At 30.4% G+C, this 21790-nt stretch carries 18 protein-coding genes; 12 read left to right on the top strand and 6 right to left on the bottom strand.

What is annotated here, in order from left to right; all coding sequences use genetic code 11:
* Position 1: 1 nt before the first annotated feature.
* The 4 genes from ACEN2I_RS14990 to ACEN2I_RS14975 all read left to right on the top strand — a co-directional run bounded on the left by ACEN2I_RS14990 (position 2) and on the right by ACEN2I_RS14975 (position 5216).
* Positions 2-1366 carry a class I SAM-dependent methyltransferase gene (locus ACEN2I_RS14990; RefSeq protein ID WP_441766909.1) on the top strand — a complete coding sequence of 455 codons (1365 nt, stop codon included), beginning with the start codon at positions 2-4 and terminating at the stop codon, positions 1364-1366.
* Positions 1367-1842: 476 nt separating this feature from the next.
* A complete protein-coding gene (locus ACEN2I_RS14985) occupies positions 1843-2853 on the top strand; it encodes a hypothetical protein (protein WP_441766908.1) in 1011 nt (336 codons plus the stop codon).
* Positions 2854-2865: 12 nt separating this feature from the next.
* Positions 2866-4299, top strand: a complete 1434-nt coding sequence (locus ACEN2I_RS14980) for an MBOAT family O-acyltransferase (protein WP_441766907.1) — start codon at positions 2866-2868, stop codon at positions 4297-4299.
* Positions 4299-5216 carry a hypothetical protein gene (locus ACEN2I_RS14975; RefSeq protein WP_441766906.1) on the top strand — a complete coding sequence of 306 codons (918 nt, stop codon included), beginning with the start codon at positions 4299-4301 and terminating at the stop codon, positions 5214-5216. Before ACEN2I_RS14980 ends, ACEN2I_RS14975 begins: the two co-directional genes overlap by 1 nt.
* An 883-nt stretch (positions 5217-6099) precedes the next feature.
* On the opposite strand, the gene ACEN2I_RS14970 is transcribed toward ACEN2I_RS14975, so the two are convergent.
* On the bottom strand, positions 6100-7239 hold the full coding sequence (locus ACEN2I_RS14970) for a glycosyltransferase family protein (RefSeq protein ID WP_441766905.1): 1140 nt from the start codon (positions 7237-7239) through the stop codon (positions 6100-6102).
* A 129-nt stretch (positions 7240-7368) separates the two neighbouring features.
* Between ACEN2I_RS14970 and ACEN2I_RS14965 the strand changes: the two genes are divergently transcribed.
* The 3 genes from ACEN2I_RS14965 to ACEN2I_RS14955 are packed head-to-tail and all read left to right on the top strand — an operon-like array spanning position 7369 to position 9589.
* Positions 7369-8208 (top strand): glycosyltransferase family 2 protein, encoded by an 840-nt coding sequence (locus tag ACEN2I_RS14965; protein WP_441766904.1) that lies wholly within the window; start codon positions 7369-7371, stop codon positions 8206-8208.
* On the top strand, positions 8205-8597 hold the full coding sequence (locus tag ACEN2I_RS14960; protein ID WP_441766903.1) for a sugar 3,4-ketoisomerase: 393 nt from the start codon (positions 8205-8207) through the stop codon (positions 8595-8597). Before ACEN2I_RS14965 ends, ACEN2I_RS14960 begins: the two co-directional genes overlap by 4 nt.
* Positions 8594-9589 carry a class I SAM-dependent methyltransferase gene (locus tag ACEN2I_RS14955; protein ID WP_441766902.1) on the top strand — a complete coding sequence of 332 codons (996 nt, stop codon included), beginning with the start codon at positions 8594-8596 and terminating at the stop codon, positions 9587-9589. Before ACEN2I_RS14960 ends, ACEN2I_RS14955 begins: the two co-directional genes overlap by 4 nt.
* On the opposite strand, the gene ACEN2I_RS14950 is transcribed toward ACEN2I_RS14955, so the two are convergent.
* Genes ACEN2I_RS14950 through ACEN2I_RS14935 form a run of 4 tightly spaced genes read right to left on the bottom strand, consistent with a single transcriptional unit; the run spans position 9586 to position 12317 of the window.
* A complete protein-coding gene (locus ACEN2I_RS14950; protein WP_441766901.1) occupies positions 9586-10521 on the bottom strand; it encodes a glycosyltransferase family 2 protein in 936 nt (311 codons plus the stop codon). The two genes, ACEN2I_RS14955 and ACEN2I_RS14950, sit on opposite strands and share 4 nt — an antisense overlap.
* Positions 10522-10527: 6 nt before the next feature.
* Positions 10528-11418 carry a glycosyltransferase family 2 protein gene (locus ACEN2I_RS14945; protein ID WP_441766900.1) on the bottom strand — a complete coding sequence of 297 codons (891 nt, stop codon included), beginning with the start codon at positions 11416-11418 and terminating at the stop codon, positions 10528-10530.
* A complete protein-coding gene (locus ACEN2I_RS14940; protein ID WP_441766899.1) occupies positions 11418-12101 on the bottom strand; it encodes a cell division ATP-binding protein FtsE in 684 nt (227 codons plus the stop codon). Before ACEN2I_RS14940 ends, ACEN2I_RS14945 begins: the two co-directional genes overlap by 1 nt.
* 57 nt (positions 12102-12158) lie before the next feature.
* A complete protein-coding gene (locus ACEN2I_RS14935) occupies positions 12159-12317 on the bottom strand; it encodes a hypothetical protein (RefSeq protein ID WP_441766898.1) in 159 nt (52 codons plus the stop codon).
* A gap of 212 nt (positions 12318-12529) precedes the next feature.
* On the opposite strand from ACEN2I_RS14935, the gene ACEN2I_RS14930 reads away from it, so the two are divergent.
* The 3 genes from ACEN2I_RS14930 to ACEN2I_RS14920 all read left to right on the top strand — a co-directional run bounded on the left by ACEN2I_RS14930 (position 12530) and on the right by ACEN2I_RS14920 (position 18393).
* A complete protein-coding gene (locus tag ACEN2I_RS14930) occupies positions 12530-15544 on the top strand; it encodes a tetratricopeptide repeat protein (RefSeq protein WP_441766897.1) in 3015 nt (1004 codons plus the stop codon).
* Positions 15545-15644: 100 nt separating this feature from the next.
* Entirely contained in the window at positions 15645-16508 is an 864-nt protein-coding gene (locus tag ACEN2I_RS14925) for a PhzF family phenazine biosynthesis protein (RefSeq protein ID WP_441766896.1), read from the top strand.
* A gap of 130 nt (positions 16509-16638) precedes the next feature.
* A complete protein-coding gene (locus tag ACEN2I_RS14920; RefSeq protein ID WP_441766895.1) occupies positions 16639-18393 on the top strand; it encodes a TonB-dependent receptor in 1755 nt (584 codons plus the stop codon).
* 68 nt (positions 18394-18461) lie between these two features.
* On the opposite strand, the gene ACEN2I_RS14915 is transcribed toward ACEN2I_RS14920, so the two are convergent.
* Positions 18462-19007 (bottom strand): DUF2911 domain-containing protein, encoded by a 546-nt coding sequence (locus tag ACEN2I_RS14915; RefSeq protein WP_441766894.1) that lies wholly within the window; start codon positions 19005-19007, stop codon positions 18462-18464.
* A 187-nt stretch (positions 19008-19194) separates the two neighbouring features.
* Between ACEN2I_RS14915 and ACEN2I_RS14910 the strand changes: the two genes are divergently transcribed.
* On the top strand, positions 19195-19644 hold the full coding sequence (locus tag ACEN2I_RS14910; protein WP_441766893.1) for a hypothetical protein: 450 nt from the start codon (positions 19195-19197) through the stop codon (positions 19642-19644).
* Positions 19645-19970: 326 nt separating this feature from the next.
* Positions 19971-21647 (top strand): asparagine synthase B, encoded by a 1677-nt coding sequence (gene asnB, locus ACEN2I_RS14905; RefSeq protein ID WP_441766892.1) that lies wholly within the window; start codon positions 19971-19973, stop codon positions 21645-21647.
* The last annotated feature ends 143 nt before the right edge of the window (positions 21648-21790 follow it).

Raw genomic sequence — 21790 nt, 5'->3', positions numbered from 1 at the left:
ATTGAAAAGAAATACTTCTTCTTTCAGAGATCCTTCAGGATATGTTTTTATTGAAGATAATATTGTGAAAAGAGTTATCAATCCAATTTATTTTGAGCAATTCAAAGTTTTAACGGATAGTGGCTTTTATAATACGCTTTTCGAAAAAAAATATTTAATTCCACATAAAACGTATTCTGAAAATAAAGATCAAATCATTATAGAAACTCAAAAAATTCCTTTTGTGAATTATCCTTATGAGTGGAGTTTTTTGCAATATAAGCACGCTGCTTTATTGTCGTTAAAAATTCAAAAGCTATCTTTGGAAAATAATTTCACACTGAAAGATGCCTCGGCTTTTAATATTACTTTCCATGAAGGAAAACCTATTTTTATAGACACTTTGTCTTTTGATTTTTATAAAGAAAACAATCCGTGGCTAGCTTATAAACAATTTATAATGCACTTTTTGGGACCTTTAGTTTTGTCTAAATACTTTGGACAAGAGCATTTGAAAATGTTGTCCCAAAACTTGGAAGGAATTTCATTGCAAATGTTATCCAGGTTATTGCCCTTCAAAAGTTATTTCAGTCCCACGCTATTAATTAATATTCATTTATTGGCTAAATATGACAAGAAATATGAATCTGACAAGAAAACCATAAATAATAATTTATCAAAAGCCTCTCAGATAAAACTAATTGACGGACTTTACGATTATATATCGAATTTATCTGTTAATGAAAAAACAGAATGGGATCATTATTACAATCAAATCAATTATAATGATGTTGCATATCAATTCAAAAAAGAGATTGTTAAAGATTGGTTTTTATCCATAAAAGGAAAAACTTTAATTGATATTGGAGGTAATGACGGAACATTTTCACGAGAATTGAAAGAGCAGGCAACCTTCTTAATTGTTGCGGATGTTGATCCTAATGCAGTGGAACAAAATTATCGTCAAATTGTAAAAAACAAAGAAAAACTACTATTGCCCATTGTTGCAGATGTATTAAATCCGGCAGCAAATTATGGTTTTAATAATGAGGAACGTTTTTCTTTTATTGACAGGGTAAGAGATGCTAATCTTGACGGCTGTTTGGCTTTGGCTGTAATTCATCATATTACTTTGTCAGGAAATATTCCATTTTCCTTATCGGCCCAGTTTTTTTCTACAATGGCATCAAATGTTTTAATCGAATTCCCAACTAGAAATGATTCTTGGGTTCAGTTTTTATTAGATAGTAAAAGAGAATTCAAAAATCATTTTGATTATTATAATGAAGAAAATTTTGAAATAGAATATGCTGTTTATTTTGAAATTGTTAAGAAAGAAAGAATTCCGTCTTCTGAAAGAATTCTATATAGTTTAAAACGTCGTTAATTATAATTTAATTTGTTGAAATGAAATTTAATATTAGAAAAAAGTGTAATTATTTTTTGAATAATTCAAAGGATTATCCTTTTTTAGCTGGTTTTAGTGTTGGTTTTTATTCTTTAGTATTTTATTTTTCTAATAATTTTGATTCAGTTAATTCCTGGGATCATTTATTTTTTTATCTCTTTTATTATATTTTTATTTCGATTGCCACTATCATTATTTTCTATAAAATTTTAAAAAAAAACAGATTTTCCCTTTTTGCGTCACAAAGTATTATTATTTTAACATTGCTGTTGTTATTGTTTTATTTGTTTGGGATTTCAAATGTTTTGTACTCATATAAAAAGATAAGTTTTTTTTTGTTTTTTGTTTTTATTATTTTGAAGTTTAAAATCAAAAATCATAAATATATAACACTTTTTCTTTTTCTAATGTCCGTAATTCCTGTTTATAAGTTAGTAAAAATTACAGTAGTGAATTTGATTAATTCTACTCAATGGCAACAGCAACCAGATAATATTTTAAGTTGTAAATTCATCAAAAAACCTAATATTTATTATATACAGCCAGATGGTTATGCCAGTGATGTGAATTTGAAGGGAGCTCTTTATCGATATGATAATTCAGTGTTTGACAACTGGCTAAAAGATGAAAAATTTACTTTGTATAATGATTATAGAAGTAATTATGAATCTACTTTGTTTTCAAATTCTTCTTGTTTTTTTATGAAACATCATTTTTCAGATGAATTTTCCAATTTTAAATATGCAAGAGATTTAATAGTTGGAGAGAATCCTGTTTTGAAAATTTTCAAGAATAACCATTACAAAACATTCTTTATAACTGAAAAGCCCTATTTACTAATAAATAAGCCGGAAGTGTTCTATGATTATTGCAATTTTAAATCCGATGAGATTTCCATTTTTAATGATATCTGGGAGAATTTCAAAAACATTAATGAAGATTTAGAAAATCAAATAGTTAATAATAGGAGTACGAATAATTTTTTCTTTGTCGAAATGTTTCAACCAGGGCACATTAGTGTATATGAAAAAGGGAGTCTAGGTATTGAAAAGGAGCGAATTGAGTATATTGAGAAATTAAAAAAGGCTAATGATTATTTACGGAAAATGATCTCATTTATACAAAAAAATGATCCAAAATCGATTATAATTATTGGTGCAGACCATGGTGGTTTTGTGGGGTTTAAATATTCTTTACAAGCGCAGGATAGAATTATTGATCCTAAACTTATATACTCTATTTTTGGAGCTAAACTAGCCATAAAATGGGACGATGAAAGGCATGTAGAATATGATAGAAATTTGAAGACACCAGTGAATCTTTTTAGAGTGGTTTTTGCAAATTTGTGTAAAAATAAAGGGTTACTAAAGAATCTTCAGCCTAACACTAGTTATAATTGTTACGATTCATCCGATTTTACTAAAGTTTATATGGCTATTGATGAAAATGGAAAATCAAAATTTTAAATTTAAGTATGCATGTTATTTAATACAGTTGGTTTCGCTGTTTTTTTCTCTATAATTTTTCTTTTATATTGGTTTGTATTTAATAAAAGACTTAGGGATCAAAATATTTTCTTATTATTTGTAAGTTTTGCTTTTTACAGTTTTTGGGATTGGAGATTTTTGTTTTTATTGTTTTTTTCAATTGGCTTAGATTTCTATATAGGAAACCGAATTTATTTAAATTCAAAGAATCAATCAAGAAAAAAAATATGGCTTTGGTTGAGTATTTTAGCCAACTTGAGTTTTCTTGGATTTTTTAAGTATTTTAATTTTTTTATTGATAATTTTACTGATTTCCTCACTCTTCTGGGTTTAAAATCTAATCATTGGAGTTTACAAATCATTCTTCCTGTTGGAATTTCTTTTTATACTTTTCATGGATTATCTTATGTAATTGATATTTATAAGGATAAAATAAAACCAGAAAAAAGCCTCATTGATTATTCTCTTTTTGTGAGTTTTTTTCCTTTATTGGTGGCTGGTCCAATTGAAAGGGCTACTCATTTATTACCTCAAATTAAGATGAAAAGAAATTTTAATTATGAAAATGCAGTCAATGGATTGAGACAAATTTTATGGGGGTTAGTAAAAAAAATTGTCATAGCAGATGGCTGTGCAGTATATGTAAATATGATATATGATAATCCATCAAATTATTCAGGAAGTACGTTGGTAATTGGAGCAATATTATTTTCTTTTCAAATTTATGGAGATTTCTCAGGCTATACCGATATTGCTTTAGGAGTAGCTAGACTATTAGGAATTGAATTATTACAAAATTTTTCTTACCCGTATTTTTCCCGTGATATAGCAGAATTTTGGAGACGTTGGCATATTTCTTTGTCAAGTTGGTTTAGAGATTATGTATATATTCCACTTGGTGGATCTAATGGAAATAAATACGAAATAATTAGAAACACTTTTATTATTTTTATACTTAGCGGTTTTTGGCATGGAGCTAACTGGACTTTTGTCATTTGGGGGTCGCTTAATGCTATCTTTTTTCTTCCGTTACTATTAAGAAACAAGAATCGTGAGCATCTTAAAATCGTTACTGGTAATGATTTTAATTTAAAAACTATTCGTCAGATATTTTTAACTTTTGGAATGGTTACGTTTGCTTGGATATTCTTTAGGTCAAATAGTATAAATGATGCATTGAATTATGTGTCTATAATCTTTTCGAAAACACTATTTAGTTTACCGGAAATTTTCCCTAAAATGATCTTCGCATATTTGTTTTTATTTATTTGTATTGAATGGCGAGGTAGAAATAATCGTTTTGCAATTGAATACTTCGGATTAAGTTGGAGAAAACAAATCAGAATAGTTTTTTATTATTTATTGTCAGGAATGGTTTTGTATTACAGTGGTAAAGAATTTCAATTTTTATATTTCCAATTTTAATGAAAAAGTTAATTAAAAAAATATTTTTTTTTGCAATTCCTATTTTACTTGTTTTGCTATGTATTGAATTATTTTATAGGATTGCTCCAAATACTTTTATAGTTAAGAGGGAGGATGTTAAACGTAGATTTGATAATGCAGAAGTTTTAATTTTTGGTAATTCACATACTTTTTACGGTTTGAATCCTAAATTTTTTAGTAAACAGACTTATAATTTAGCGAATATTAGTCAAACATTATATTTCGATAATCTTTTGTTCGAAAAGTATTATTGTAAATTCAAAAAGTTAGATTTCATTATTTTGAATATTGATTATGAAAGCTTAAGCGAATTAGATAATGGAGATGATAATGTTTGGAGGAAATATTACTATAAAAGTTATATGGATTTGGAAGTTCCAATAATATCTGTTTATAATCCCAAATCTTATTTTTTATCATCAACAAGAGATTTTAATACAAATGTTAAATTGATAGAACGTTATTTTCATGAAGGAACTATTGTTGATTGTGATGAAAATGGATTTGGAATAAATTACACCAAAGAAAAGAGAAAATCAAATTTTGAGGAGCTTACTCCATTTAGATTAAAATCAAATGAGGATAATTCATTGGATTTTAAGAATAATATAAATAGGGTTCAGTCAATTATAGATAAATGCAAAAATAAAGGTATTCAGGTTATTTTGGTAACCATACCTGTTGCAAAGGGATATGCTCAAGGTGTAAACCAACAGAAATTAAATAAAGTTTTTAAAACCTGTTTGACATTAGAGAAGATTAATAGTAATGTTCGATATTTGAATTTATTTAAAGATCCTCGTTTTACCGATGATGATTTTTATGATCCAGATCATTTACACAATGAAGGTGCAAATAAGTGTTCATTGATAATGAATCAGTTTCTGTCAAATTAAACTAGAATATATCAAAATCCAAATTTCATTTTTAGTTGTACATATTTCAAGAATAAATATTTTGAAAGATTAAAACGAAAAGAGCTTTTTGTAAAAACAATTACACCCAACTTACTAAATATTAAAAATTTTGTAAGTATTAGAGTCTCCCATTACTAATTTATTGTAAAATTATACTTGTAGAAATTATTTATCTCTATTTTGGATAAATCAACATTCTTGTTTTTTAAGTTATTTTTATTAAGAATAAATCTATTTTTTTTATTAATATTGTATGAAATTAAAACTAATAAATTCAAACAATGAAAAATAAAATTACAATATTACTTTTTGGAATACTTTTTTGGAATACAACCTTAAATGCCCAGATTAGTACTGGTACTGGAGGAGCTTCAAGTGTATTGCCAAATATTTCAACTACTAATACCCCCGCTCCCGCACGAATCCTTTCGTGTGTCGCAAAGAGAATCGACAAAGAATAGAAGTACAAAATACCGATTGCGCAAGTATGTAGACAACAATAGCACTGAATTCTTTCCGTGCCCATAAAGAGAATCGACAAAGAAAAGAAATACAAAACCTCGAAGTAATGTCAAGTTTTTGATAACAGATGAAGTTTTTTTGATTGCCCGATCGCGCACATGTTTAGCAACCATCTCTCGGAAATTCTTTCCGTGCCACACCCAAACTGGTGCTCGTCTGTGACGAGTACCTACTTAAATTAAAAGACAAAACGTAGCGTTTGCAACGCGGTAAAATACAAAAGTCACTTCATTACGGAGTGGCTTTTGTGTTTATAGAAATAATTATACAAGTATTAGGAATTTTCTTAATTAGCTGTATTGTTATTACGAACTAGTGCTCATATGTAGCGAGTATCTATCTAATTGCCTTCCCATGTCTTCAAATAATTTTGAGCAATTTTCAAATAATGATGTTCCTTATCAATAAAAGCTTTGGCTCGTTTACTGATTGCTATTATTTCTGCCGGATTTTCTATTAAAAAAGACAGCTCATTGACTAAGTAATCAACATCTGGTTTGGCGTTGACACAAACTCTTTCGGTTAATTTATAATAATCTGTAAAATCTTGTTCTGCACCAGTGAAGACTACTTTGCCTTTAGCCATAGCTTCGAGAGCATTATAACCCTGATCCCGGCTAAAAGCCTGGTCTAAAAGAATATGAGCTTTATTGTAAAGGTTAATATAAATAGGGTATGGCACAGTATTAGTAATTATTATGTCAACTTTATCCTGATATTTTTCTTTTATAATTTTCAGGGCTTTTTCAAAATAAGAAATTCCTTTTTGATAATAACTGTATTTGTTGATGCCTAAAAAAATAATAATTTTATCTTCAATATAAAGTTCTTTGAATTCTAATTTAGTATGGTCAATTGGATAAGGAATAAAACCAGAGTAAATAGGATAGTTTTTAGTTGCATCTACATAATCAAAATCAGTAGCGATTAATCCATCAAAAGTATTCATGATATACTTATGGATTTTAACGTGCCCTTTTTTAAAATACTCATTGAACCAGTTGAATTCTTTTAATAGTTTTGGACTTTCTAAGGAAGGCTGATAGATGGACTTGTAGTTTTTGTTCTCCGTATAAAATTTAAGTGTCATATAATCTAGTCCACATGATACTAAAAATATGCGGTTATTATATTTTACTATTTTTTTAATTAAATAGAGCTCTATGCTTCTTGTTGTTTTTATAGATGCTTCATTAACAAATTGTACTATGTCATAATCTTTTAATTTAGGAAGCAACAAATAAAAACGGATACCAGATTCTAAGCTTGCTAAATCAAATTTAAATAATCTATAAATTGCTTTTCTGGGAATTGTAAAAATTTCTTTTTTAAAGAATTTTGGTTCATAATCGTAATCAACAGGATAACATCTGTAACCATTACTATTTCCTGTCAAAAAGACTTCGTGACCTAATTCGATTAGACCTTTTTTTAAAGAATTATGTAAAAGGCTGTATTCCCCAATAAGTAGAATTCGCATAAATTATATTTTAAAACAAAAATAGCAAATATATGAGAATCTGATGGGAAGTACTATAAATTTGAAGATACAAATGAAAGCTGTAGAATTTGTATTTAAGTATAAGAATAATTTACATTTGTAAAATAGATGAGTCAATTGAAAGATATTTATACCATTAAGGATGTTGAAATTTTGATTTCAACAATGAATCGAGATTCATTAGATTTTTTAATGCCGATGTTTCCGTTTTTGCATTTTTCTGAATTTTCAATCTTAATAGTTAATCAAAGTCAAAACGAAATTTTTTTAACTTCTGATTATTTCAATATAAGAGTTATAAATTCATCAGACAAAGGCCTGTCTAAGAGTAGAAATTTGGCATTAGAAAATGCGCTTGGAAAAATTCTCGTTATAGCCGATGATGATGTAGTTTATCAGGAAGGATTCCTTGTCAGGATTATTAATGCTTACAATAAATTTCCGGAAGCAGCAGTGATAAACTTTTGTGCTATAAATTCTAGGGGAATTTTAGTAAAAAAATACCCTTTAAAATCTAAAAGCAATTTAAATATTTTTGATATTTTTAATGCGAGTTCAATAGAAATGACATTGAATAAAGCGATTCTTAATGCAAGTAAAGTCGAGTTTGATGTGAATTTTGGCTTAGGAGGAATTTTTGAGATGGGAGAAGAAGCTATTTTTTTGTTTGATTTAAAAAGGAAAAACAAGCAACTCGTTTTTGAGTCTCACGTAATTGTAAAACATGAAGGACTTACAACTTCATCTAAGAAAGATATAATTGAAAGATATTATATTCAAGGGGCATTATTTACAAGGATTTTTAAAAACAATTATATATTTGGGATAATCATAAAGTTAGTTTTTGATTTAAAACAAAATAAACTAAGATTTAATAATATTAAAACAGCTCTTAAAAGTGCCCATCAGGGACATTTAAGTTTGAAACCATACAAAAAATATAAATGAATATTAAAATTATATCAATTCCCAAAATTGAAGAGCGAAGAGGTAATCTTTCCGTAATAGAAAATGATACGGTTCCATTTGACATTAAAAGGGTTTATTATTTATATGACGTTCCAAGCGGCGCCGAGCGCGGCGGTCATGCGCATAAAAACCTTCAGCAATTTTTAGTGGCACTAAGCGGTAGTTTTGACGTGGTTTTGAATGATGGAAAGGAAGGACGAATTATTACTTTAAACAAACCCTATGAAGGCCTGCTAATCAATCCAGGTATCTGGAGAGAGCTTCAAAATTTTTCTTCGGGTTCTGTTTGTTTAGTAGTCGCTTCAGATGTTTATATTGAAGACGATTATATTAGGGATTTTGATGAATTTATAGAGTATAAATCATGATTTTTAATAAAGAAACGACATTAATCAGTGTTGGTGATTTTATAGATGTATATCATAAAATTAAAATTAGAGGTATCCAATTTTTTCTTTATAAATTTTCTAAATTTTCTTATAAAAATCGTGTTTCTTCGAAATGGAATTCATTTGTTTCTCAGTCGGATTTTTGGATTATACCAGAAATACCAGAAATATGGAATTATAAAATTTCGGGAAATGTTGCTTTGAGTTATGAGGATTATGTTTGTAATAATTATTTTAAAGGCAAAGAAAATCTAAGCTTATTGGCTGTAGGTTGTGGGGAAGGTAAACATGAAAGAAATTTTGCGAAATACTCAATTTTCAATAATATAGTGGGTATTGATATTTCAAAAGATAGTGTAGAGAATGCTAAGATTTTAGCCGCTGAAAATAATCTGAAAATCAATTATTTTTGTGATGATTTTAGAAAAACAACTCTCTTAAAAGGTAAGTTTGATGTTGTCTTATTTGATTCAAGTTTACATCACTTTGATAAAATTGAAGATTTTTTAAAGAATAATATTTTACCAATTTTGAATGAAAATGGATATGTAATTGTGTTTGAGTATTGTGGACCTAATAGATTACAATGGAGAAAATCACAACTGAATGAAGCTAATAAAATCTTAAAAAGTATTCCCTTGAGATTCAAAAAATTAATTGATGGTAAAAGCATAAAAACAAAAGTGTTTAGACCAGGATTACTAAGGATGTTAGTTGTAGATCCTTCTGAGGCACCAGATTCTGAAAATCTTGTAAGGTCATTAAATAATAATCTTGAAGTTCTGGAAGAAAAAAAGCTAGGGACAAACATTTTGCATATTCTTCTTAAAGGAATTGCTCATAATTTTTTGGCTGAAGATGTTGAATCTAAAATGCTTATTCATAATCTTATAGAAAAAGAGAATGAATTTTTAAGTTTGTCTGGCGAGAATGATGCCATATTTGGGGTTTATCAAAAAAGAACCTATTAATTATAAGTCGAAAACTCGAAGCTTATTTTTTTGAGCAAGTGCTTGGTTTTGTATAATATTTTTAACAAATTTTTCGGCAAATGAAATAGTAATCGATTAATCAGACCTATATTTTTTTTGTCTATTCCATGATAAAATTTATTGGCAATGCTTTTATCTCCATAAGTTTTGTACAAGATGGCATAAAAAAAACGATGTATATCTAGAAATGTTTTTAAATCAGGATTTTGTTGTTCGGGAATTTTAAACTGATCAAAATCCATTAATTTCATCATGCTTATACTGTTCTTCGCAAGACTGTTTGGAATGTTATAATTGTAAATAGCTGTAATTGTATTTGTAATAGCAACTGGGTATTCTATTCCGGCTTTAGTCCATAGCTCTAAGTCCTGGCCATTTGTAACAGCAGGAGTAAACCCTCCCGTTTTGTTTAAAATTTCTTTTGGCATAGCCAAACACGAAGTCCAAGTAATTCTAAATGGTCTGTTTGAAAAAAAATAATCTTCCACAATTCCGCTAAAAGAGCTTTCTATTCCATAAAAATTAGGAGTTTGAAAGTGATTCTCCGCTGTTTTAATTTTGTAGCGGGAACAGTACATTCCACAATTCGGAAAAGCATGATATAAATTAGCCAATTCTTCTAAATGATTTGGAAACCAAAAATCATCTGCATCCAGAAAAACTATAAGTTTTCCTTTAGATTTTTCAATTCCAAGATTTCTGGCGACAGAAACCCCTTGGTTTTTTTGATTGTGAATTTGAATTTTTTTGTCATTAAATCCAAGCACTACAGCTTCACTTTCATCAGTAGATCCATCATTAATTATAATAATTTCATAATTAGTAAAAGTTTGACTGAGAACACTTTTTATTGTGTTTTCAACATGACTGGCTTTATTGTAGAGTGGAATGATAACAGAAAAAAAAGCCATGTCAGATTATTTTTTTAAAGTACAATAATAACCCAATTTATATAGATCGAAGAGAAATAGAGAAGGGTTTTCTGAAAGTAAATTGGTTCTAATATTGGATTCTAATTTTTGAAAAATATAAGATGTCGATTTAACAAGCATTATTTTTTTTAGCAATCGATGTGTAGTAATAATTTTACTGTCGATAGTATTTATAATTTTGGAATCAGCAATAAAGGCTAAATTTTCCAGTGCTGTTTTTGTTTTATCCAGAAAAAGAACGGAAGTTTCCAGATTCAGATGAAGAGTAGGATTGTCTATATGGCAGACCTGAATGCCTTTCGTTTCTAATACAGCCAAAAAATATAAATCTTCATAACCGTATTTTGTTATTGCATTATCAAATGGATTCTTGATAAAAAGTTCCTTTTGAATCAATAAATTAGAAGTCAATGCACGACTGTTTGGTTTTTCTTTTCTTGTTTTTAAAGAAAGTGATTCTCTTTTATTTCCATACACCCAACGAAGAAGTTTTTCTTTTTTTGGTTTTCCTTTTTCGTATTCAATTCCACCAAAAATTACTCTATGATCAGTATTTGTAATTGTTGTAATATATTTTTTTATAAAATTGTTTTGAGTAGGAAAGGTATCACAATCTAAAATAAGTAACCAATTATGTTTTGCTTTCTTGGCCAGAGAATTGATGTTTTTACCTCTTCCGAGATTTGATTTGTTTACAAAAAAGAAACAGTTTTTATTTGTATTTATGTTTTCATTTTCAATATTCAATTCAGAAAGGGAGGCGTCATCCTGAACTAATATTTCATAAGCAATTCCTAAACAATCGGCTTGTTGTTTAAGCTCTAAAAAAAGCGGATAAACATTATAATTGTATGTAGGGATAAGTATAGAAAGCATTAAACAGATCGCTGCACCACCTCAAAAATTCTCTCATCTTCACACTTCAACGTTTTAGATGGAAATTTCATCAATAAGGCATAATCGTGAGTAGCCATGATAATAGTTTTTCCGTTGGCGTTGATTTTCTTCAATACCTCCAAAACTTCAGAACTCGTTTGAGGATCAAGGTTTCCCGTTGGCTCATCGGCAAGGATAAACTCAGGATCATTCAATAAGGCTCTTGCGATTGCAACACGCTGCTGTTCACCGCCTGAGAGCTGATGAGGCATTTTATTCATGTATTCTTTCATACCCACTTTATCCAAAACTTCATCAATTTTGTGCTGCATGGCTTCTTTTTCTACCCAGCCGGTAGCTTTCAAAACAAATAACATATTGTCTTTTACAGTTCTGTCCGGAAGCAATTTGAAATCCTGAAATACGATTCCGATTTTACGTCTCAAATAAGGAATTTCACTTTCTTTTAAAGTAGCCAGATCAAATTCAACAATATGTCCTTCACCTTCAGAAAAAGGTAAATCACCATACAGAGTTTTCATAAAACTACTTTTTCCGGAACCAGTTTTTCCGATAATGTAGATAAATTCACCATGTTGGACTTCTAAATTAATGTGAGATAAAATTTTTCTTCCTTCCTGAAATATAGTGACATCTTTAAGAGATAGTACGGTTTGTGACATAATAAATTTGATTTGAATGTAAAAGTAATAAGTTAAGGATTGGATTCAAAATAAAATTTAATCATTTCTTATAAAATCTAAGGTAAGATTACTTATTGTATTTTTGGGCATTCCCCGCAGAAAAAGCGGGTCAGGCTGTCCGCTATATCTTTTTCCGGCTAAAGAAGCCGCAAAAAGGATGCCGCTTCCATCCTTAATGCAATCTCTGGTAATCATTACATTTTATCTTTCTAATAAAATTTAGACAGTTATTCTAAATCAATGAACAAATACAGTTTTCAAGCTACAAGAATTTTGACAACCAATATTTTAAGTCTTAAGAAGCTGTTAAATCACATCATTTAAAAGTTTTGTTGATAATAAAAGCTCGAAAGGTTTCGTTATAAACCGTATAAAAATGATACATTTGAATACTAAATACAATTAAAATGCGTAAACTTTCCTGGTTCTTTTTAATTCCATTTGTCCTCTTTTCGGCTATGGTTTCAGCACAAAAATCAGCTATATATACCTACGACTTAAAGGATTTTGATAAAGCACTGGCTTTATATAATGACAAGCAATATGCTTCGGCACAACATATTTTTGAATATGTGAAAAATCAGGCGGCAACAGAAGAAGTTAAATCAGACTGTGCTTATTATATCGCCAATTGCGCCATTAGAACCAATCAGGTAAATGCTGACGAGCTAATGGAAAAATTTGTTGAAGATTATCCAACAAGTACGAAACAAAATCAGGCGTATATTGAGGTTGCCCATTTTTTCTTTGAGCAGGGAAATTATCCAAAAGCTTTGCAATGGTTTGACAGGGTCGACGAAAGCTACATGAGCAGGTCAGATCAGGATAAATTTAATTTCCAAAAAGGATACAGTTATTTCAATGCTAAAAAACAAAAAGAGGCTACTATTTATTTTAATAAAGTAGTGAATTCGCCCGAATTTGGTTCCCAAGCCAAATATTACTTAGGTTTTATGGCTTATGAAGGTGATGATTACAAGGAAGCCACCAAATATTTTGACGAGGTTTCGGGCGAAGAAAAATACAAAGAAAAGCTTTCGTATTTTCAGGCTGACATGAACTTTAAACTAGGGAGTTTTCAAAAAGCAATCGATTTAGGACAAGCGGCAATGGCTAAATCAAATGCACTTGAAAAATCGGAACTAAATAAAATTATTGGTGAAAGTTATTTCAATTTAAAACAATATGGCAAAGCGATTCCTTACTTAGAACAATATGCAGGCCGAAAAGGGAAATGGAACAATACTGATTTTTACCAATTGGGTTATGCTTACTACGAGCAAAAAGAATACGAAAAAGCCATTTCGCAATTCAATAAAATTATTGAAGGAAAAGATTTTGTGGCGCAGAATGCTTATTATCATTTAGGTTTAGCTTATCTGAATACAGGAAAAAAACAGGAAGCTCTAAATGCATTTAAAAATGCTTCTGAAATGAATTTTAATGCACAAATTCAGGAAGATGCTGCTTTAAATTATGCCAAATTGAGTTATGAAATCGGAAATCAATACCAAACTGTTCCCGGAATTTTACTTGATTTCTTAAAAAAATATCCAAACAATTCAAGCAGAGCCGAAGTTGAAAAATTATTGGTAGATTCTTATATTTCTTCTAAGAATTATAAAGAAGCTTTAGTTTTATTAGAGAAAAACAGAACGCCTGAAAATAAGCTAGCCTACCAAAAAGTACTTTTTTACAGAGGTGTAGAATTATACAACGAATCGAATTATGCTGAAGCACTAAAAATGTTTACTGGAGCTGTAAAAGAACAGAAAGATCCGGACTTTACAGCCCGTGCTACTTTCTGGAAAGCAGAATCAGAATATGTAACAGATGATTTTCAAAATGCATTACTAAGTTACAGACAATTTACAGGTTTAGATACTGCTAAAACTACTGAAGAATATAAAAACATCAATTATAATATTGGATACACGTATTTTAAGTTAAAAGAATACGATCAGGCTGCCAATTCATTTCAGGCACAAATCGATAATTCAAAAACAGATAAAATTCGTTTAAATGATTCGTATTTGCGTTTAGGAGATTGCCGATTTGTAACTTCTAAATACAGTCAGGCGATGGAAGCTTACACCAAAGTAATGGATACTAAAGGTGTGGATGCTGATTATGCACAATTTCAAAAAGCGCTTTCTTATGGGTTTATCTCAAGAAAAGATAAGAAGATTGATGAGTTGAAAAATTTTCTTCTGATGTATAAAAAATCAGAATATCGTGATGATGTTTTATTCGAATTGGCGAATACTTATGTTGCTGACAAAAAAGATGATTTGGCAATTAAAACATATGACCAGTTAATTTCAGAATATAAAAATGGTTCTTTTACTTCAAAATCAATTTTAAGACAAGGCTTAATTTATTACAATTCAGATCGTAACGAACTGGCTTTGGTGAAATTAAAAAAAGTAGCTGCTGAATTTCCAAAGACTCCCGAAGCACTTGAAGCAGTTTCTACTGCCAGATTAATTTATGTAGATTCAGGAAAAGTTGATGAATATGCAACCTGGGTTAGAACGCTGGATTTTGTTTCGGTAACAGATGTTGATTTGGATAACGACACTTACGAAGCTGCTTTTAAACAGTACAGTGAAAATAATAATAAACAGGCAATTGGTGGTTTTACGGGATATGTAAGTAAATTTCCGTCAGGAATGCATTCCTTGAATGCTAATTTTTATCTGGCACAATTACTTTATGCAGAAGGTTCAGAAGCTAAATCAGTTGTAAATTATCAATATGTAATCGATCAGCCAAGAAACGAATTTACAGAGCAGGCATTGACCAGATTATCTCAAATTTTCTTAAAAGTTAAAGACTGCGATAATTCCATTCCGGTAATGGTTCGTTTAGAAAATGAAGCAGATTATCCACAAAACAAAAGTTTCGCTCAGGCTAACTTGATGAAATGTTATTATGATAAAAAAGATTATGATAAATCGGTCGTGTATGCTGACAAAGTGTTGGGAAATGCAAAATCTGATGCCAATGTAAAATCTGATGCTCAAATTATAGTAGCACGTGCAGCTATGCAAACTGGTAATCAAGACAAAGCAAAAGCTGCGTATGCAAAATTATCTACAACGTCAAAAGGAGAATTGGCGGCAGAAGCTTTGTATTACGATGCTTATTTTAAAACGAAAGAGGGTAAATACGATGCATCGAATGCTGTGGTTCAAAAATTGGCAAAAAATTACTCAGGTTACAAATATTATGGTGCGAAGAGTTTGGTTTTGATGGCAAAAAATTTCTACGGATTAAAAGATAGCTATCAGGCGACTTATATTTTGGATAATGTAATAAACAATTTTACAGATTATCCGGATGTAGTTGAAGAAGCAAAAAGGGAGTTAAGCGCTATCAAATTGGAAGAGTCTAAAACCAATTCGTCGATTACTAAATAAGAATTAAGAGAATAGAAGCAAGAGAAAAGAACTAGAGAGAAAGTAAAGATTGGAAAGTCTATTTTCTTGTTTCTTGCATCTTTTTACTAAAATTAAGAAAATGAGTTTACCTTTTTATATCGTTGATGTTTTTACAGATAAAAAATATACCGGAAATCAATTGGCTGTTTTTTTAGATACCGGAAATTTAAGTTCAGAAGAAATGCAAAAAATAGCCAGCGAAATTAATTTTGCCGAAAGTACTTTTGTTACTAAATTGGATAGAGAAAATAATAAGGCAGAAATTAAAATATTTACACCAGCTAAGGAAATGCAGTTTGCGGGTCATCCGATTATTGGGACTTCTTGGGTTTTGATGAATAAAATATTTGATAATGCACCAGAAAGTATAAAACTAAATGTTCCTATTGGACCAATTTCTATTCATCAGTCAGAAGATTTGATTTGGTTAAAAGCGGCACAGCCGAAATTTTGGGATATTTTTTCAAAAGAAGACTTTACATTATTCAGTAATCTGAAAAATAGTGATTTTGAAAATCAGTTTCCAATTCAGGAGGTAACAACTGGAAGTGCTTTTGTAATGGTTGGATTAAGTAGTAAAAGAGCCTTAGAGAGTTTAGTTTTAGATAAAGATAAAACTGATGAATGGCTGAAAAGTCATTGTAAAACAACGCACAGAGGTTTGTATTTTTATTATTTAGAAGGTTCAAAGTTATTTAGCAGAATGTTATGTATCGAACACAATCAGTTAGTTGAAGATGCAGCAACAGGAAGTGCAAGTGCATGTTTGCAGGCTTATCTCTTAAAAAATCATAAACCAGAGTTAGAATTGGTTAATTATCAGGGAGATTATATAAACCGTCCTTCCCAAATTTATTTTAAAGGAAAGTTAACCGAAAATGAATTTGATATTAAAATAGGAGGAAAAGCGCAGTTTATTGCCAAAGGCGAATGGGAAGTTTAACACAATAAAATAGAAAAAAGATTCAAGAGTAAAGATTTAAATAAGATAAAACGAGAGTATTGATAAAGAATAAATTATAACAAAGTCTATTTTCTTTGTTCTTGCATCTATTCTCTTTAAAATATAAAATATGAAAATTAATTTCCAGAATAAAACTATCATTTTAATTTTGCTGTTTGTTTTTCAGCTTTCATTTGCACAAAAGAAAGAAGAAACCATTGGTTCCGAAACTGTAAATGTGGTAAAACCTTATTCGCCAACGATATCAGATGCCTATAAAGTAAAAGAAACGCCGTCACTGGACGATTCTGGAAATCAGGCCAAAGAGACGATTAAATATAGTATTTTATCAGTTCCTGTAGCTTCAACTTTTACGCCTTCAAAAGGTAAAGCTGCCAGTGTAGATAAATCAAGACAAGAACGTTTATTTAATAATTATGCAACATTAGGTGTTGGAAATTACAGCACGCTCAATGCAGAATTGTTTGTTAATCAGGATTTAGGGAATAATGATTATGTGGCTGGAATGTTTCGTCACCATTCATCGCAAGGCGGAATTAAAGACGTGCTTTTGAATGATGAATTTTATGATACAGGATTGAATATTGGTTATGGCCAGAATAATCGTGATATGTCCTGGAATATTGAATTAGGATATCAGAATCAAATATACAATTGGTATGGTTTGCCTGCTGATTTTGGTTCGACTTTGTTTCCTGAAGATCGTTTTGATTTAATAAATAAAATTAATCCTAATCATTCTTATAATACGATTTCTTTAGGAGGAAACATCGAATTTAATGAAAGTATTTTTAGTAAAGTTGCCACTAAATTTACGCACTTTTCGGATAGTTTTTCTTCTTCAGAAAACCGTTTTTACTTAAAACCTACTTTTAAAGTCGATGTAATGGATCAGTCGATCAATACAAATGTAATTGTTGACCATGTAAGTGGGAGTTTCGAAAATAATTATTTTAAAACGAATACTGATGCTGTAAAATATAGTTTGACCAATTTTGGAATTGAACCAAGTTTTGTGGTGAATGAAAACGATTGGACTCTTGAATTAGGAGCAGGATTATATTATGCATTGGATTCTGAAAATAGCGGAAACAAGTTTTATATCTACCCAAAAGTAAATGCTTCGTATAAACTAGTTGGAGATTTAATGATTTTCTACACAGGGGTAAATGGAAGTCTAAATCAGAATTCATACGCTGATTTTGTGACCGAGAACCCGTTTTTATCGCCAACATTAAACATGACTCCATCAAGCACTCAATATAATGTTTTTGCTGGTTTGAAAGGTAAGCTGGCTAACAATGTAAACTATAATTTGACAGGTTCTTATCTAAATGAAAAAAATAAGGCTTTGTTTAAAAGCAACGATTATACAGAAGATTTTTCAAATGAGAATTATGCTTACGGAAACTCTTTTGGAGTTGTTTATGAAGATATCCGAACATTTCGCTTTTATGCGGAATTAAAAGCTGATTTTTCTGAAAACGTTACTTTTGGAATCAACGGAACTTTCAATAGTTACAAAACCGATGCATTTGTAGAAGGCTGGAACTTGCCAACTATAAAATTAAGTTCTAATCTGGATGTAAATATAACCAAGCAATGGTATGCAGGATTAAATGTTTTTTATGTGGGTGAGCGCAAGGATATGCAAACTAATCTTGATATTGCAGCAAATTATGCACCTGTAACTTTAAAAAGTTATTTTGATGCCAATGCGCATTTGGGATATAAATTCAGCGAACGTTTGACTTTTTTCTTAAAACTAAATAATATTGGCAATCAGGCTTATCAAAAATGGTTGAACTATCCTGTTCAGGGATTCCAGGTTTTAGGAGGTGCAAATTATAAATTCGACTTTTAATAGTAATTGAAGTCAAAAAAAATAGCTTCTCAAATCAGGAAGCTATTTTTTTTTGAAGTTAAAACTTTTTATTCTGTAAATGGAACAGCAACTCTTGTTTTATCCCAACCTAAATTCAAAATAACTCCTTTATCAGCTTTGGTAAAAACCATTGAGAAAGCTTCAAGTGAATCAGTTCCTTCAGTAACCGGAACGCTTAATCTCGCAACGTCATTCGCTTCTTTATAAGTATAAGAGCCCCAAACATTCAAGTCTTTACTTATGATTACTGTGCATGCATTTTTTTCAGGTAAAAGAAATAAACTGTAAGCTCCTGCTTTTATTTTTTTATCACCAAATTTCATGTCTTTATAAAATGTAATTTCAGCAGCTTCATTAGCTCCTGTTCTCCAAACTTTTCCTTCAGGGATTAACGTGCTTAAATCACGGCCTTTTAATTGTGGGCGGCCATAGATAATGCGAACAAGTTTAGCAGGATCTTTGTAGTCATTAGGATAAGAAGCCATATCCATTGGACTTTTATCTAAATCAGGGAATTTTTGAGCATTAGCATTAGATGATAAAAGCATAGTAATTCCAAATGCAACTGATGCAATAAATGTAGATGTTTTCATAGAATTGATTAAATTAATTAAGTTGTTAAAATTAGAGATTGTTTATTGAAAAATAAAAAACATCGTGTTAATTTTTATGCAGAGAAGAAATCAGTTTAATTTGTAATGTAATAATAAAGAGGATTTGCGTTGCGACGACTAAAAACATTTGCATATTTGTAAATCAGAACCTCAGTATCTTAAAAAAATGACTTTCAAACAAAAAATACATTCCCATTATTTACAAATGGTTCAGGATCGAATCGATGTTTTTAAAGATATGATTTCGGCTTTGACCGAAGATTCTAAAAACGATGCAAAAGGTTCAGCAGGTGATAAACACGAAACGGCTTTGGCGATGATGCATATTGAGCAGGAAAAACTGACCAATAAATTAAAAGAAGCAATAAATCAAAAAGCTGTTTTAGACAAAATTGATTCCTCAAAAACAACCGAAAATATTATTTCTGGCAGTCTGGTAAAAGCCAACGGAATTTATTTATATCTGAGTGTGGCACTTCCTAAAATTGCGATTGATAGTATCAATGTTATTGCGATTTCTCCACAGTCGCCTCTGGGAGCTCATTTAATGGGAAACAAAGTTGGGTTTCAATTTGAAATTAATAAAACGCAATATACGATTGAAAGTGTTGAATAGTGTTGTTTTTGTGATTTCTGAAATGACAGGGATGGGGAGAAAACGATAATTTATGAAGAGCTTTTATGCTTTTCGTTGAGTATTTTTAATATTTTCTGCGAATCAAAAATATAATTCAAAAAATCTCTTTAAAATCTTATTGTTTTGATTTAAAATTAAAATTTTCAAGTTCCTTCCTTTTTTTTGTATTAAAATTTTTCATTTTATATGTAAAATTAAACTTATGGTTTAAAATTATAACTGAATTTAATGTTTGTGTTTTTCAATTGTAATCAATAACCCATCTTTGCCCTGTCAAAATAAAATAAAAATAAAAATATATAATTATGTGTGGAATCGTATGTGCCTTTGACCTAAAACAAAAAGCCGAAACTTTAAGACCTCAGGTATTAGAAATGTCTAAAATCATTCGTCACCGTGGACCGGACTGGAGCGGAATTTACAGTAACGAAAAAGCAATTCTTTCTCACGAGCGTTTGGCAATCGTTGATCCTGCTTCAGGAAAACAGCCATTATTTACTGAAGATAAAAAATTGGTTTTGGCTGCAAACGGTGAGATCTACAACCACAGAGAATTACGTAAACAATTTGAAGGAAAATATAACTTTCAAACTGAAAGTGACTGCGAAGTTATTCTGGCTCTTTACAAAGAAAAGGGACCTCATTTTGTTGATGAAATGAACGGAATCTTCGGATTTGCAATTTATGACGTAGATAAAGATGAATATTTTATCGCTCGTGACCACATGGGAATTATTCCATTGTACATTGGTTGGGATCAGGACGGAACTTTCTATGTAGCCTCAGAATTGAAAGCCTTAGAAGGGTATTGTACAAAAATAGAATTGTTTCCTCCGGGACATTATATGACAAGTAAAGACGGTGAATTTGTACAATGGTATAAGAGAGACTGGATGGAGTATGATGCTGTAAAAGATAATGAAACTAGTATTCCTGCAATTAAAGAAGCTTTAGAAGCGGCTGTTCATAGACAGTTGATGAGTGATGTACCTTATGGAGTATTGCTTTCAGGTGGTTTAGATTCGTCTATTACTTCGGCTGTAGCCAAAAAATATGCACAAAAACGTATTGAGTCTGATGATACTACAGATGCCTGGTACCCACAATTACACTCATTTTCAGTAGGATTAGAAGGTTCTCCTGATTTAGCTGCAGCTCAGGTTGTGGCAAAACACATCGGAACGATTCACCACGAAATTAAATTCACTATTCAGGAAGGTTTAGATGCTGTTCGTGACGTGATTTATAACTTAGAAACGTATGATGTAACGACAGTAAGAGCTTCAACTCCAATGTGGTTAATGGCGAGAGTTATCAAATCAATGGGAATCAAAATGGTATTGTCCGGTGAAGGTGCAGATGAGTTATTTGGAGGATATTTATACTTTCATAAAGCACCAAACGCAAGGGAATTTCACGAAGAAAACGTTCGTAAATTAGGAAAACTTCACATGTACGATTGTTTACGTGCCAACAAAAGTTTAGCAGCTTGGGGAATTGAAGGCCGTGTTCCTTTCTTAGATAAAGAATTTATGGATGTTGCGATGCGAATCAATCCACAGGATAAAATGATCAACAAAGAACATCCAATGGAAAAATGGGTAGTTCGTAAAGCTTTTGAAGATATGTTGCCGGAAAGTGTAGCATGGAGACAAAAAGAACAATTCTCTGATGGAGTAGGATACAGCTGGATTGATACTTTGAAAGAAGTAGTAGCTGAAGCAGTTTCAGATGAACAATTGGCAAATGCGAAATATAAATTTCCTTTACAAACACCAACTTCTAAAGAAGAATATTACTATCGTTCGATTTTTACTGAACATTTCCCTAGTGATGCTGCAGCATTATGCGTGCCTCAGGAAGCTAGTGTGGCTTGTAGTACAAAAATTGCTTTGGAGTGGGATGAAGCTTTCAAAAACATGAACGACCCTTCAGGAAGAGCAGTTGCGAGTGTGCATGATGATGCATACGAAAAAGCGTAATTTTTTTTAAAAACTTAAATATTTATTGAAAACGTTCTCCTAGAGGACGTTTTTCTTGGTTTGTAAAACTGTTTAAATAACTTTTTATTGTGTGAGTTTGATAATTTACTCGTTAAATAGTTAGTAGATTTTTTTATATTTGG

This window comes from Flavobacterium sp. W22_SRS_FK3 (assembly GCF_052113665.1).
Taxonomy (GTDB): domain Bacteria; phylum Bacteroidota; class Bacteroidia; order Flavobacteriales; family Flavobacteriaceae; genus Flavobacterium.
This window is presented reverse-complemented; position numbering and strand designations above follow the sequence as displayed.